At 66.1% G+C, this 13,826-nt stretch carries 15 protein-coding genes and 2 pseudogenes; 9 read left to right on the plus strand and 8 right to left on the minus strand.

What is annotated here, in order from left to right:
* Positions 1-1,098, plus strand: a 1,098-nt coding sequence (metE, locus tag AC27KI_RS12015) for a 5-methyltetrahydropteroyltriglutamate--homocysteine S-methyltransferase (RefSeq protein ID WP_487113980.1), incomplete at its 5' end; no start/stop codon positions are given.
* Positions 1,099-1,112: 14 nt separating this feature from the next.
* Here metE and AC27KI_RS12020 read toward each other — a convergent pair.
* On the minus strand, positions 1,113-1,475 hold the full coding sequence (locus AC27KI_RS12020) for a hypothetical protein (protein ID WP_487088298.1): 363 nt from the start codon (positions 1,473-1,475) through the stop codon (positions 1,113-1,115).
* On the minus strand, positions 1,441-2,064 hold the full coding sequence (locus AC27KI_RS12025) for a hypothetical protein (protein ID WP_487113982.1): 624 nt from the start codon (positions 2,062-2,064) through the stop codon (positions 1,441-1,443). Before AC27KI_RS12025 ends, AC27KI_RS12020 begins: the two co-directional genes overlap by 35 nt.
* Before the next feature lie 214 nt (positions 2,065-2,278).
* Here AC27KI_RS12025 and AC27KI_RS12030 point away from each other — a divergent pair, with 214 nt between their 5' ends.
* Positions 2,279-2,437, plus strand: a complete 159-nt coding sequence (locus AC27KI_RS12030) for a DUF3309 family protein (RefSeq protein ID WP_284404388.1) — start codon at positions 2,279-2,281, stop codon at positions 2,435-2,437.
* An 82-nt stretch (positions 2,438-2,519) separates the two neighbouring features.
* Here the strand turns inward: AC27KI_RS12030 and AC27KI_RS12035 are convergent, their stop codons facing one another.
* The gene (locus AC27KI_RS12035) at positions 2,520-2,783 is read right to left on the minus strand and encodes a hypothetical protein (protein WP_487113984.1); all 264 of its coding nucleotides are present in this window, start codon (positions 2,781-2,783) and stop codon (positions 2,520-2,522) included.
* Between the two features lie 127 nt (positions 2,784-2,910).
* Positions 2,911-3,306: an EF-hand domain-containing protein gene (locus AC27KI_RS12040; protein WP_317354411.1), complete on the minus strand. Its 396-nt coding sequence runs from the start codon at positions 3,304-3,306 to the stop codon at positions 2,911-2,913.
* On the opposite strand from AC27KI_RS12040, the gene AC27KI_RS12045 reads away from it, so the two are divergent.
* Entirely contained in the window at positions 3,299-3,514 is a 216-nt protein-coding gene (locus AC27KI_RS12045) for a hypothetical protein (protein ID WP_317354409.1), read from the plus strand. The two genes, AC27KI_RS12040 and AC27KI_RS12045, sit on opposite strands and share 8 nt — an antisense overlap.
* A 128-nt stretch (positions 3,515-3,642) precedes the next feature.
* Here the strand turns inward: AC27KI_RS12045 and cycA are convergent, their stop codons facing one another.
* The 3 genes from cycA to AC27KI_RS12060 all read right to left on the minus strand — a co-directional run bounded on the left by cycA (position 3,643) and on the right by AC27KI_RS12060 (position 7,183).
* Positions 3,643-5,094, minus strand: a complete 1,452-nt coding sequence (cycA, locus tag AC27KI_RS12050) for a D-serine/D-alanine/glycine transporter (protein ID WP_317354406.1) — start codon at positions 5,092-5,094, stop codon at positions 3,643-3,645.
* A 617-nt stretch (positions 5,095-5,711) separates the two neighbouring features.
* Positions 5,712-6,167 (minus strand): DUF2846 domain-containing protein, encoded by a 456-nt coding sequence (locus tag AC27KI_RS12055; RefSeq protein WP_284404394.1) that lies wholly within the window; start codon positions 6,165-6,167, stop codon positions 5,712-5,714.
* Positions 6,168-6,274: 107 nt separating this feature from the next.
* Positions 6,275-7,183 carry a LysR family transcriptional regulator gene (locus tag AC27KI_RS12060; RefSeq protein WP_487113987.1) on the minus strand — a complete coding sequence of 303 codons (909 nt, stop codon included), beginning with the start codon at positions 7,181-7,183 and terminating at the stop codon, positions 6,275-6,277.
* 251 nt (positions 7,184-7,434) lie between these two features.
* Between AC27KI_RS12060 and AC27KI_RS12065 the strand changes: the two genes are divergently transcribed.
* The 4 genes from AC27KI_RS12065 to mmsB all read left to right on the plus strand — a co-directional run bounded on the left by AC27KI_RS12065 (position 7,435) and on the right by mmsB (position 11,684).
* Positions 7,435-8,973 (plus strand): CoA-acylating methylmalonate-semialdehyde dehydrogenase, encoded by a 1,539-nt coding sequence (locus AC27KI_RS12065; protein ID WP_487113989.1) that lies wholly within the window; start codon positions 7,435-7,437, stop codon positions 8,971-8,973.
* 53 nt (positions 8,974-9,026) lie between these two features.
* Positions 9,027-9,452, plus strand: coding sequence for a lysozyme inhibitor LprI family protein (locus tag AC27KI_RS12070; RefSeq protein WP_284425624.1), 426 nt, complete (start codon positions 9,027-9,029; stop codon positions 9,450-9,452).
* Between the two features lie 80 nt (positions 9,453-9,532).
* On the plus strand, positions 9,533-10,699 hold the full coding sequence (locus AC27KI_RS12075; protein ID WP_487113991.1) for an acyl-CoA dehydrogenase family protein: 1,167 nt from the start codon (positions 9,533-9,535) through the stop codon (positions 10,697-10,699).
* Between the two features lie 88 nt (positions 10,700-10,787).
* Positions 10,788-11,684, plus strand: coding sequence for a 3-hydroxyisobutyrate dehydrogenase (gene mmsB, locus AC27KI_RS12080; protein WP_487113993.1), 897 nt, complete (start codon positions 10,788-10,790; stop codon positions 11,682-11,684).
* 37 nt (positions 11,685-11,721) lie between these two features.
* On the opposite strand, the gene AC27KI_RS12085 is transcribed toward mmsB, so the two are convergent.
* Complete coding sequence (locus AC27KI_RS12085; protein WP_487113995.1) at positions 11,722-12,297, minus strand: retropepsin-like aspartic protease family protein; 576 nt, start codon at positions 12,295-12,297, stop codon at positions 11,722-11,724.
* Positions 12,298-12,583: 286 nt separating this feature from the next.
* On the opposite strand from AC27KI_RS12085, the pseudogene AC27KI_RS12090 reads away from it, so the two are divergent.
* Together AC27KI_RS12090 and AC27KI_RS12095 are read left to right on the plus strand one after the other, a co-directional pair.
* Positions 12,584-13,284: pseudogene (locus AC27KI_RS12090) on the plus strand (superoxide dismutase family protein).
* Positions 13,284-13,826, plus strand: a pseudogene (locus tag AC27KI_RS12095) (TonB-dependent receptor plug domain-containing protein); the annotation flags it as partial. The pseudogenes AC27KI_RS12090 and AC27KI_RS12095, both read left to right, overlap by 1 nt.

Consider the following 13,826-nt stretch of genomic DNA (forward strand, 5'->3'; position numbering starts at 1 on the left):
GACCAGCGCACCGCCCCCTTCCCTGTCCGGCAGACCGCGCAGCGCCAGCGGCTGCAACTGCCGCTGCTGCCCACCACGACCATCGGCTCGTTCCCGCAGACCGCCGAGATCCGCGCCGCCCGCGCCGCCGTCAAGCGCGGCCAACTGGCCCCGGACACCTACCGCGCCGCCATGCAGGCCGAGATAGAACGGGCCGTGCGCACGCAGGAGGCCCTGGGCCTGGACGTGCTGGTGCATGGCGAGGCCGAGCGCAACGACATGGTCGAATATTTTGGCGAACAGCTTGACGGATTCGCCTTCACCGCCAACGGCTGGGTGCAAAGCTACGGATCGCGCTGCGTGAAGCCCCCCATCCTCTTCGGCGACGTCGCCCGGTCTCGGCCAATGACGGTGGACTGGACCGCCTTCGCGCAAAGCCTCACCCCGCGCCCCATGAAGGGCATGCTGACCGGGCCCATCACCATCCTGCAGTGGTCTTTCGTGCGCGACGACCAGCCGCGCAGCCGCACGGCCGAGCAGATCGCCTGGGCGATCCGCGACGAGGTGACCGACCTGGAAGGCGCCGGCATCGGCATCATCCAGATCGACGAGCCCGCCATCCGCGAAGGCCTGCCGCTGCGCCGCGCGGACTGGAAGACCTACCTGCAATGGGCGACCCGGGCGTTTCGCATCAGCGCATCGGGCGTGCGTTCGACCACGCAGATCCACACCCACATGTGCTACAGCGAGTTCAACGACATCCTGCCCGAGATCGCGGCCATGGATGCCGACGTGATCACCATCGAGACCAGCCGCTCCGACATGGAGCTGCTGCGGGGGTTCGGGGAGTTTCAGTACCCCAACGAGATCGGTCCTGGCGTGTACGACATCCACTCGCCCCGCGTGCCCGGCGTGCAGGAAATGCGGCGCCTGCTGGAGAAGGCCGCGCAGGTCGTTCCGGTGGAAAACCTCTGGGTCAACCCCGACTGCGGCCTGAAAACCCGCGGCTGGCCCGAAACCGAAGCCGCGCTGCGCAACATGGTGGACGCCACTCGCTCGCTGCGACGCGAGTGGGCAACCTTGAACGTGGCAGAGCCAGAGGTGGCAGCCAGCGCCTGAGAACTTTTGATGGCTTATTTGGGTGCTGCGTCGACCATCGCTTTGGCCGCAGCTTCGACGGTCTTGCGATTAGCCTCAGCCATTTTGGCAATCACGTCGCGAATAGCCGCTTGTTCCTGAATCCTGACATTCAACTCAGTCAGCGCGTTCGCGTTGGCCTCCTGCTGTTCTTGCATCCGTATCAGCCGCTGCGTCTTTTCGTCAACCTGGATTTCTTCATGAAAACCTTGGTTTCCTGGACCAGCATTGATGTGCACATCGACATCGATGTCGCGCTCATCGTCGGAGCCGCTGTCCGAAGGAGGCGGCCCTTCCATGTGCACATCGATTTCTTCATGGGTGTCATGATTTTTTCGGCGCGGTGCTGATGTGGACATCCAGGTCCAGCTCAGTCTCACTGTCGGAATCGGTGTCCGAAGGAGAGGGCGCGTCCATACCCAACTTGATTTCTTCCGGGCTGCTGTGGCTCGGCTTCACCGGCAACGGTGGTGGCGGGGGTGGCGTGGGCGGGCCGCTGACAGGCACCTCGGTCGCTTCGGCAGGTACCTGCTCCTTGGAAGGAGGCGTCATCGTGATGATCGCGTCTTCATTACCGCTATTGGTCTTCTGCATTTTCTGGAAAAGCGGGCTGCTGTGAATGTCATTCAGCAGGGAGGCTTTACCGTCATCGGAATTTTTACCATCGCGCGATTTGATCAGGCTGTCGCGTACCGCTTCGGCACTCAGTTCTCGCTTCTGGCTCTGAATCAGCGAGTTCTTTCGCAGCAAATTGATGTTGGAGCGCGGTGCCAAGCTGCCTCCAAGCTCCCCTTTCGATTGGCTATTGGCCTGCAGGCCGTCGGGGCCACCCAGGCTTTTGCGCGATTCCGACCTCTGAAGGGTCGGCTCCTTGACGGAACCTGAATCCTTCAGGCCGGGAAGCCCTCCCAGCTTATTGGAGGAAAGGTTATTCACAGAAGTAGTCATGGCAAGCCTGGGCGTGGATCGATGGTGATCGAAGTGTGCGCAAGCCCGCCGCCCTTCCCCCAAAAGTAGCGAAGGCATCACCCTCGAAGCGAAGGCGGCAGCACAACTTTGCATCGGACCCCTCCTACGAGTGCAGGGCCCCCAGTCCTGCCGAAACAATTGTTTCAGCATTCGACACTTGGTCTACCGATACTCACCTACTCCAAAGGAAACCATGTCTATTTCTCTCATCCTGCTCATCGTGCTGATCTTGATCTTGATCGGTGCCCTGCCTACCTGGGGCCACAGCCGCTCGTGGGGGTACGGTCCCAGCGGCGGTATCGGATTGGTGGTGGTGATCCTGCTGGTCCTGCTGCTGATGGGCCGGATATAAGCCCGATCGACGCCGTGCTATCGCGGTGTCGATTTTTCAAAAAGGCGGCCTACCAAGGCCGCTTTTTTTTCGTCTGTTCGGCTTAAGAAACACCCCAGAACAGGGCCAAAGCCAACAACCCATAAAAAGAGAGACCGACGATTCCCAATCCGGCAGTCGTAAAGACGCGTTCCCCGTCTCGTTTGAACGACAGAGCGCCCGACGGGCCATGAATGCGGCTTTCTTTGGCTTGCATTCGCTCTCCGCGCCAACGGCCCCCACTGGCAAAGCCGATCACCAGCCGGCCTGTGAACACGAAGAGGAGTTCGAAGACCGACCAAAGCAAAAAACCAATCAGATCACCCACGAGCGAAGTCCTAATGCGGAAGCCAGCAAGGATGCTGAGTATTGCAGGTGCTGCGATTCAGTCCTGAGCCGGCAAATGTTCGCAAATGCGGCCCTTTACCGACGGCCCCCGTGGCTCTCACCACCGATCACGCAGGCCGCTTCTCCGCCGCGACGAATGCCATCGAGAATCGGGCGAACTCCTTGCCGTCCACCACCCCATTGGCATTGCCCCCCTGATCCATCAACTGCAGGATGGCCTGCGACAGTTCGCTGTTGGCGGTCTTGGCGCCAGAGGTGTCTCCCAGGCCCTTCATGAATTCTTCCTGGGAGATCTTGCCGTCGTGGTTGGCATCGAACCCGGCAGTCAGCTGCTCTTTCTGCGCCTGGGTCGCACCGAACTGGGTGAGCAGCTCTCCAAAACTCTCCGCGGAGACCGACCCGCCCTGCGACGACGCGAGGGAAGACCGCGCCGCCACGCCCCGGGCGGATGCGGCCGCGCTCTGGCCCGCCACGCCGGACAGCGCCTCGGCTTCTTTGCTCAAGGTGATCTGCGTGGAGGGCTCGGCGGGCGAAGCGCCGCTGTCCCGCGTGGAAGCCGAAGGTTTCGCCGCCCCGGAGGACGACGCGTTGAACAGCAAGGATGCGACCGATGCAAGGCCGGAAATAAGGGGTGTCATCGCCAAAGTACTCCTGTCGGTGGCGAAGCAGTCCACACAAGAAAACGCCCTTCGCCCGGCCCATGCAGGGTAGGCCCTGGCGAAAATTCCAATGGGGCGAAAAAGCCCCGATCTCCAGGCCATTAACTGTCATGGCTCACCCGAGCCGCCTCATTGATGGCCCTCCGGCGCCATGCGCAATGGCGGCCAGCGATCGGGAAATCAGACCCGCTCGGATACCACGCGGGCACCCAGCGCCCCCTTCGGGGCATGGCCCGGTACCGGCAGCCGGCGCCGGACGACCTGATATGCCAGCGCCAGCAGCACGAACCAGGCGGGCGTAGCCAGCAGGGCCTGGCGCGTATCAGCCTCGAACGACAACAGCACCACGATGCCGGCGAAGAACGCCAGGCACACGCCGCACATCCAGGCGCCGCCCGGCATCTTGTACAGCGAGGCGGCATGCAGCTTCGGCCGCTGGCGGCGGTAGGCCATATAGGACAGCAGGATCATCGACCAGACGAACATGTAGAGGATGGCCGAGACGGTGGTCACCAGCGTGAAGGCCTCCACCAGGTCCGGAATCACCCACATGAGAAAAGCGCCGGCCAGTAGGCAGGAGCAGGAGAACAGCAGTCCGCTCGAAGGCACGCCCCGGCGCGACAGCTTCGCGAAGCGGCCGGGCGCCACACCTTTCTCGGCCAGACCGAACAGCATGCGGCTGGTGGAAAACACCCCGCTGTTGGCCGACGAGGCCGCCGAGGTCAGCACCACGAAATTGATCACGCTGGCCGCCGCGGGCAGCCCGGCCAGCACGAACAGCTCGACGAACGGGCTCTTGCCGGGCACCACCTCGCGCCACGGGGTGACCGCCATGATGGCCACCAGCGAGAACACATAGAACACGATGATGCGCAGCGGAATGGAGTTGATCGCGCGCGGCAGCGTGCGCTCCGGGTCCTTGGCCTCCGCGGCGGTCGTACCCACCAGCTCGATGCCCGCGAAGGCAAACACCGCGATCTGGAAGCCGGCGAAGAACCCCATCCAACCGTGCGGGAACATGCCGCCGTCGTTCCACAGGTTGGCCAGGCTCGCCGTGCGACCGGAGGGCGAGACGAAATGGGCGTAGACCATGTAGAACCCGGTCGCCACCAGCGCCATGATGGCCACGATCTTGATCATGGCGAACCAGAACTCGATCTCGCCGAAGAGCTTCACCGTGAGCAGATTGAGCGACAGCAGCAGCCCCACGCAGGCCAGCGCCGGCGCCCACTGCGGCAGGTGGGGAAACCAGAACTGCGAGTAGGCCGAGATGGCGATCACGTCGGCGATGCCCGTGATGATCCAGCAGAACCAGTAAGACCAGCCGGTGAAGAACCCGGCCCAGGGGCCGAGCAGATCGGCCGCGAAATCGATGAAGGACTTGTACTGCAGGTTGGACAGCAGCAGCTCGCCCATGGCCCGCATCACGAAAAACAGAATGAAGCCGATCATCATGTAGACGAACACGATCGACGGCCCCGCGAGGCTGATCGTCTTGCCAGAGCCCATGAAGAGGCCGGTGCCGATGGCCCCGCCGATGGCAATGAGCTGGATGTGCCGGTTGGACAAACTGCGCTGCAGATGGTCGCTGTCGTGCCGGCCCGGAATGTCGGGCGAAACCTGGGTTGCCATGGAAAAACCTCCTGATTGATGTTGTTTCCTCGGCGCGAAGGGCATTCAGGGCGGCGACTGCCGTGTCTGGATGGATCGCGCTTCCGGGCTTCTCTCCCAAGACGCACGGCGCGGTACGCCGGACTGGCCCGGCTCAGGGTATTCCCTCCCTGACCGATGGAAGGGCGGGAGGATAAACCAGCCACGCCCCAAATGGGTGCAGCGCTGCATCCAAAGGTTGGCGGGTCGAGTCGGCCACCTACCCTGTTTGGCGCACGATAAACCGGGCGGCGGCTCTGCGACGGGACCCACCATGGAGCGGTGTATCAAGAGCGCGGATCGTTCGCCGGCTCGGATTGATTGTTCCGATTCAAATCTGGATTTTTTGAAACAGCGGTTATTGAAACAGGCTGACCGATTATCGCGAGGGCCGGCTATTTTCAAGCGAATGCAGTGGAATCGTCGCGCCGTCCGTATCCAAGACAGACCGGACAGAATCTGCGCAGTCATCCCGTTGGATCAAAACGGCTGCGCCGACCGCGGGCGCGCCACTGGGTGCAGCAGACGCCCTGGAATTCGAAATCAGCATGGCCATGAAAGACCGGACCGACCGCTACCGAAGCGGCGATCCGCTGGCGTTATTTGCTGCAGGTGCCTGCCGTCGCCATTTCGAGCTTCGCCACGGCGGCCTTGCCTTCTGCCTCAGGGATCAGTTCGACGTCAGAGCCGCCGATGAATGCACCGATCTTCATGTACTGCCGGACGAAGTAGTTTTTGCCTTTCTCGAACATCACTTTCAGCTCGTTGGGCGAGAACTCGGAATCCGTGGCAATCACGTGTTCCTGTCCACCCGTGACTTCCGTGTGAAAGAACACGTCAGGGCCCGATTCCCCCAGGCATTTTCCGTCCACCCAGATATTTCGTTTGATCGCCTTGCCCACGAAACTGTCGCGATAGACATAAAGCCCCGAATGGCCTTCGCTGGGCTGCGCAAATTCCTTGGCCTTTGCCGAAGCCTCCTTGCTTTCCATCTTCACGGAAGCGCATCCAGTGAACAGCGCGGACATCAAAACAATCAGAGCAATCTTCTTCATGGGTTTCTCATCAGGGATATTCGCATGGCATGTCCTCGGGCATGCGAAAAATCAAACCACTCCCGTGGCTCCGAGGCGGCGAGATCATACATTCAGTTACTTTCGTATTATTCCGACGCATCCGGCGCGTGAACGATTTTCAGCGTCTGGTCGGAGGACACCTCCTTCAGCCAGGTCCAGACCGCCTGGATGCGCGCCTGGTGCTTGGCCTCCGCCGGCATGCTCATCCAGAAGGTCCGCGTGAACCGGGCCTCTTCGGGCAGCACCCGGGCCAGCACCGGATCGCGGTCGGCCAGAAAGGCCGGTAGCACGGCCAATCCCGCGCCAGCGCGCACCGCTTCGTATTGGGCCGTGATGCTGGTGCTGCGAAACGCGAACCGCGCCGGCCGGTGCAATGCGTCCAGAAACTGCAGTTCCTTGGTGAAGAGCAAATCGTCCACATAGCTCACGAAGGCATGGTGGCGCAGATCGTCCCGGGTCGAGACCAGCGGGCGACGGGCCAGGTACTCGCGCTGGCCGTACAGGTGCAACGTGTAGTCCGCCAGCTTGGCGACGATGACCGATCCCCGCGCGGGGCGCTCCAGCGAGATGACGATGTCCGCCTCGCGCCGGGACAGGTGCAGCATGCGCGGCAAGGCCAGCAGGTCGATGGTGAGGCCGGGGTTCTTCTGCGTGAGCCGTGACAGGTGCGGCGCGAGGATGAGCGTGCCGAAGCCTTCCGTCGCGCCCACACGCACCACCCCGGACAGGCCCGCCGCGGCATTGGCCGGGGCCGCGCGCTCCAGGCCGAGCACCGCGGTTTCCATGGCCTCGACGGCGGGCAGCAGTTGCCGGCCCGCCTCCGTCAGGCGGTGCCCGCCGGCCTCGCGTGCGAACAGCGGTGCGCCCATCTGCTTTTCCAGCGACTGGATGCGGCGGGCCACTGTGGTGTGCTCCACGCCCGTGCGGCGTGCCGCGCCGGCCAGGGTGCCGGAGCGCGCCAGCTCCAGGAAGTAGCGCAGGTTGTCCCATTCCATTCGTGTGAGGCCCTCTCATCCATGTGTTCTTCGTGGGGCGCGTGCTGGCCGGCCAGCCGTCGCCTGTGCAAATTTGCAAACCCAAGGTGCATGCATGCGCCTTGTGCTGGCAATTTCGCACAGCTAGGATGCGCAGGCCACCGGGATTTGCCCGCGGTTGCGGCCCGGGCGCTGCCGGGCCGCCAGCCCCGGCCGGGCAAATGCCGTTGTCCCGGCCCCACATGACAGACAGATACAGGAGACAAGACACCATGGACGCATCCATCACCGCTCAACAGGCCCCACAGGCCGCCCTGGCCCCCACCGTCAAGCTGCTGATCGGCGGCCAGTTCGTCGAGTCCCAAACCACCCAGTGGCGCAACGTAGTGAACCCCGCCACGCAGGAAGTGCTGGCGCGCGTGCCCTTTGCCACGCCAGAGGAGATCAACGCCGCCGTCGCCTCGGGCAAGGAAGCCTTCAAGACCTGGAAGAAAACGGCCATCGGCGCCCGGGCGCGCATCTTCCTCAAGTACCAGCAGCTGATCCGCGAGAACATGGCCGAACTGGCCGCGATCCTGACGGCCGAGCAAGGCAAGACGCTGCCCGATGCCGAGGGCGACGTGTTCCGCGGCCTGGAGGTGGTGGAACACGCCAGCGCCATCGGCAACCTGCAGTTGGGCGAGTTGGCCAACAACGTGGCCGGCGGCGTGGACACCTATACGCTGATGCAGCCGCTGGGCGTGTGCGCGGGCATCACCCCGTTCAACTTCCCGGCCATGATCCCGCTGTGGATGTTCCCCATGGCCATCGCCACGGGCAACACCTTCGTGCTCAAGCCCTCCGAGCAGGACCCGATGGTGACCATGCGCCTGTGCGAGCTGGCGCTGGAGGCCGGCGTGCCCCCGGGCGTGCTGAACGTGGTGCACGGCGGTGAGGACGCGGTGAACGCCATCTGCGACCACCCGGACATCAAGGCGATCAGCTTCGTGGGCAGCACCAAGGTGGGCACGCACGTGTACAACCGCGCCAGCCTGAACGGCAAGCGCGTGCAATGCATGATGGGCGCGAAGAACCACGCCATCGTCATGCCAGACGCCAACAAGGAGCAGACGCTCAACGCCCTGGCCGGTGCCGCCTTCGGCGCCGCGGGCCAGCGCTGCATGGCGCTGTCGGTGGTGGTGCTGGTGGGCGAGGCCCAGCAGTGGATTCCCGACCTCGTCGCCAAGGCCAAGACGCTCAAGGTGAGCGGCGGCACCGACAAGGGCACCGACGTGGGCCCATTGGTCTCGTGCGCAGCGAAGGACCGGGTGGAACACCTGATCGAGCGCGGCATCGCCGACGGCGCCAAGCTGGAACTGGACGGCCGCAAGCCGCAGGTGGCGGGCTACGAAAAAGGCAACTTCGTCGGCCCCACGGTGTTCAGCGGCGTGAAGCCCGGCATGTCCATCTACGACCAGGAGGTCTTCGGCCCGGTGCTGTGCCTGGGCGCGGCGGCCGACATCGATGAAGCGATCGCCTTCATCAACGACAACCCGAACGGCAACGGCACGGCCATCTTCACGCAGTCGGGCGCGGCAGCCCGCAAGTTCCAGGAAGAGATCGACGTGGGCCAGGTGGGCATCAACGTGCCGATTCCCGTGCCCGTGCCGCTGTTCTCGTTCTCGGGCTCGCGCGCTTCCAAGCTGGGCGACCTGGGGCCGTATGGCAAGCAGGTCGTGCTGTTCTACACGCAGACCAAGACGGTCACGGCGCGCTGGTTCGACGACAGCACCATCTCGCACGGCGTGAACACCACCATCAGCCTGAAGTAGCCCGCTGGCGCGGGAGCGGCCGGCCGGGGCCGCGCGGTGCTACAACGCCAAGGATGCACATTCTCAAAATCACGACGAAACGGTGGGCGGCGCTCGCCTGGGGCGGCGGCGCGGCCTGCGCCCTGCTGTTCAGCGCGGGGGCCCACGCCCAGGCGGGCGCACCCTGCCGACCCGAGGGCACGGTGGCCGAGACCAATGCCTGCGCGGTGCAAACCTACCAGCAGGCGGACACGGCCATTGCGATTCTCTACAGCGACGTGATGCGCGCGCTGTCGGCCCACGAGCGGCCGCAGCTGCGGCAGGAGCAGACCGCCTGGCAGCGCCAGCGCACCATGCTGTGCAAGCAGGGCACCCAGTCCACCGAGGGCCTGCCCGAGTGGCCGCGCCTGTATCACGCCTGCCTGACCGCCGAGACCGAGGCGCGCCGCCAGGGCTTGATGCGCTGGCTGACGCTGGACCATCCCTCCGCCAAGCCGTAACGCATCCGCCACCGTCCACCCCGCCCCGCCCGCAACGAGACAAAGCAGAACAACGAACGACCGCCAGCGAGAACCGACCCATGGACTTTGAACTGACCGAAGAACAGCGCGCCTTCGCCGAGACGGCCCGCGACTTCGCGCGCGCCGAACTGGCGCCGCACGCAGCCCGCTGGGACGCCGAGGGCATCTTCCCGCGCGAGGCGATCGCCGCGGCCGGCGCCCTGGGCTTTTGCGGCCTGTACGCCCCCGAGAACGCGGGCGGCCTCGCCCTGCCCCGGCTCGACGCCACCCTGGTGTTCGAGGAAATGGCGGCGGTGGACCCCTCCACCACGGCCTTCATCACCATCCACAACATGGCCACCTGGATGCTCGGCACCTGGGCGACCGATGCCGTGCGCGACCGCTGGGGCCCCCTGCTGGCCAGCGGCGAGAAGCTCGCCTCGTACTGCCTGACCGAGCCCGGCGCGGGCTCGGACGCGGCCTCGCTCAAGACCCGGGCGGAGTTGGCAGGCGCCGAATACGTCATCAACGGCGCCAAGGCGTTCATCAGCGGCGCGGGCAGCACCGACGTGCTGGTGCTGATGGCCCGCACCGGCGACGCCGCATCGGGCGCGGCGGGCATCAGCGCCTTCGCGGTGCCGGCCGATGCGCCGGGCATCCAGTACGGCAAGAAGGAAGAAAAGATGGGCTGGAACAGCCAGCCCACCCGCACCATCAGCTTCGACAACGTGCGCATTCCGGCCGACCACCTGCTGGGGCGCGAGGGCGAGGGCTTCAAGATCGCCATGAAGGGCCTGGACGGCGGGCGCATCAACATCGCCACCTGCTCGGTGGGCGCGGCGCAGGGCGCGCTGGCCCAGGCGCAGCAGTACATGCACGACCGCAAGCAGTTCGGCAAGCCCATTGCGAGCTTCCAGGCGCTGCAGTTCAAGCTGGCCGACATGGCGACCGAACTGGTGGCCGCGCGCCAGATGGTGCGGCTGGCGGCCTACAAGCTGGATGCGGGCGCGCGCGATGCCAGCACCTATTGCGCCATGGCCAAGCGCTTCGCCACCGATGCGGGCTTCAACGTGTGCAACGAGGCGCTGCAGCTGCACGGCGGCTACGGCTACATCCGCGAGTACCCGCTGGAGCGCCTGATGCGCGACGCGCGCGTGCACCAGATCCTGGAGGGCACGAACGAGATCATGCGGGTCATCATCGCCCGCCGCATGCTGGAGGGCGACGCGCCCGACGCCATCCGCTGACCGAATTCACTACTAATTTCATAGCAACACGCCCTAGTATTTATTGCGCCAGAGGCCTGTTTCATTCAAAACCAAAGGAGACACTTCCATGAAGATCGCATTCATCGGCCTGGGCAACATGGGCGGCCCCATGGCGCTGAACCTGCACAAGGCGGGGCATGAGGTCCGCGCGTTCGACCTGTCCCAGCCGGCGCGCGACAAGCTGGCCGAAGGCGGCGTGGCCATTGCGGCCGATGCGGCGGCGGCTGTGCAGGGCGCCGAGGTGCTCATCAGCATGCTGCCCGCCAGCCAGCACGTGGAATCGCTGTACCTGGGCAAGGGGCAGCAGCCCGGACTGCTGCCGCTGCTGGCCGCCGGCACGCTGGTGATCGACTGCTCCACCATCGCCGCCGCCACCTCGCGCAAGGTGGCCGAGGCCGCCCAGGCGCGCGGCCTGGCGTTCATCGACGCGCCCGTCTCGGGCGGCACCGGCGGCGCCGTGGCCGGCACGCTGACCTTCATGGTGGGGGGCGATGCCGCCGACCTGGAGCGCGCCCGCCCCATCTTGGAAAAGATGGGCGCCAACCTGTTCCATGCCGGCGCCGTGGGCGCGGGGCAGACGGCCAAGATCTGCAACAACATGCTGCTGGGCATCCTGATGGCGGGTACCAGCGAAGCCATCGCCCTGGGCGTGGCCAACGGGCTGGACCCGAAGGTGCTGTCCGAGATCATGCGCCGCAGTTCGGGGGGCAACTGGGCCCTGGAAAAGTACAACCCTTACCCCGGCGTCATGGAAACCGCCCCCGCCAGCAAGGGCTACGCGGGCGGCTTCGGCACCGACCTGATGCTCAAGGACCTGGGCCTGGCGCAGGAGAACGCCATGGCCGTGAAGGCCGCCACGCCGCTGGGAGGGCTGGCGCGCAGCCTGTATGCGGCGCACAGCCTGGCCGGCCAGGGGGCGCTGGATTTCTCCAGCATCATCCAGGCGGTGCAAAAGAAGGGCTGACCCGCAGCGGGTCAGCGCCCAGCCCCCGGGCCTGCCCTCAGCGGCGTGGCCGCAGCACCATGCGGTCGCGCCCGATCTCCACGTCGAAGTGCTGCAGGAAATTCTGGCCCAGCAGCGCGTCCTCGTCGTCGTCGCCCGTGTACCCCGTGCCCACGCGCAGGCCGGACACGGCCAGCGAGCGCACGGTGACCGAATCGGCCACCACCACGCGGCCCTGGCGCGTGCCGTTGGCGGTACGGAACTGCGTCGCTTCCCCGCCCGTGAGGCTGGCCTTGCGCGCGACTGCATCGGTCACGCCCACCAGGCTGGCGCCGGTGTCCACCATGAACATGACGGGCTGGCCGTTCACCGTGCCGGCCACGCGAAAGTGCCCGTCTCGGTGCCGGGGGATCACCAGGGCACCCTCCGCCGTCACGCTGGCGCCGCGCGGCTTGAGGTAGTAGTCCATGGCCACGTACAGGACGCCCATCAATGCGAGCCAGAAGGCCAGGATGCCCCACATGCCCCGACGGGCCAGCGCGCGCGTGCGGCGCTCGCCGGGCACGTGTGCGTCTTCCACGTCGCCACCGCCCCGCGAGACCAGGCGCTGGCGATCTTCGCCATCCGATGCCATTCGTTGTCCTTCCGGAAATGTGCTTGGGGCGAGTATGGCCCAGGCACCGTACGTTGCCGCGCCGCGCCAGGCGCATCGCCGCCGTTGTCCTACGCCTTGCGGGCATGCATGCGGTCATCCTCGGGCCTTCGCCCGCGGCGCCGCCAGGGCACCGCGCGACCACGGTTGCGGCCACTGATCCACCCTTGGCGCCAGGACCGCGCAACGCATCACACGACACACGTCCCTGCCGCTTCCTTCACCATTCTTTTCGTCGATCCCGACGCACCCTTCCCAGGAGAATTCCATGGCCCCTCTTCCTTCCAGCCCATCCCGCGCTTCATTCCAACGCCGCGGCACCCTCGCTGCCAGCACTGCCGCCGTGGCGGCCGCCCTGTTCCTGGCGGGCTGCGCCGGCAGCGCCTCGGACAACTCCCGCTCCGCCGTCGCCAAGACCCCCGTGCCGGGCCTGGAACGCGCCACCGCCACCGCACGCCTGGTCACGCCCGAAGGCGCGCCGGCCGGCAATGCCGTCCTGACCGAAACCGCCGCGGGCGTGGAGGTGGCCATCCAGGTGCAGGGCCTGTCGCCGGGCAAGCACGGCTTTCACATCCATGCCAATGGCGCCTGTTCGCCGGGACCGGACGCCACCACCGGCCAGACCATCGCGTTCGGCGGTGCCGGCGGCCACTTCGACCCCGGCATGGCCAAGAAGCACGGCCATCCCGGCCAGCCCTCGCACGAGCCCATGCGGGCGAACTGCCCAACATCACCGTGGGCGACGACGGCCGGGGCAGCGTGCGTTTCGTGAACGCCAACGTCTCGCTCACGCCGGGCAAGACCTCGGTGGTGGGCCGCTCACTGGTCGTGCACGAAAAGGAAGACGACTACACCACCAACCCTGCCGGCAATTCCGGCGGCCGGCTGCTGTGCGGCCTGGTCCAGCCCGCACCGGCCAGCACCGTGGTGGGCGACAAGGCCGCGGCTCCCTCCCTGCTGGTCCGTTGATGCGCCGCGCGCGGCGCGCGGTGCCCCAGGCCGCTTTGTGGTGCTGCGCGCTGGCATCTGCCGGGTTCGCACGGGCCCAAAACGTTCCTCCGCAGGACCCGCCAACGGCCACGCTCCCGGCCGTGCAGGTGCCCGGCCAGGCCGAGGCGCAGCGCCGCTTCGATGCCGCGGCCAGCCACACCAGCGTGGCGGTCGATGCGTTTTCCACCCCCAGCCCGCTGGTGAACCTGTCCGAGTTGCTCGCGGCCCAGGCGGGCGTGGTGGCGCTGGACCGGCAGAACTACGCGCAGGACCTGCAGATCGCGGTGCGCGGCTTCGGTGCGCGCTCCACCTTCGGCGTGCGCGGGGTGCGCATCCTGGTGGACGGCATTCCGGCCACCATGCCGGACGGCCAGGGCCAGGCGGCCACGGCGCAACTGCAGTCGGCCTCGCAGGTCGAGGTGCTGCGCGGGCCGCTGGCCCAACTCTACGGGCAACGCGGCGGGCGGCGTGCTGCAGGTCACCACCCGGGAGCCGCGCGAAGGCGGCGGTGCCGGCGCGTC

This window comes from Acidovorax sp. KPB24-03 (assembly GCF_057546605.1).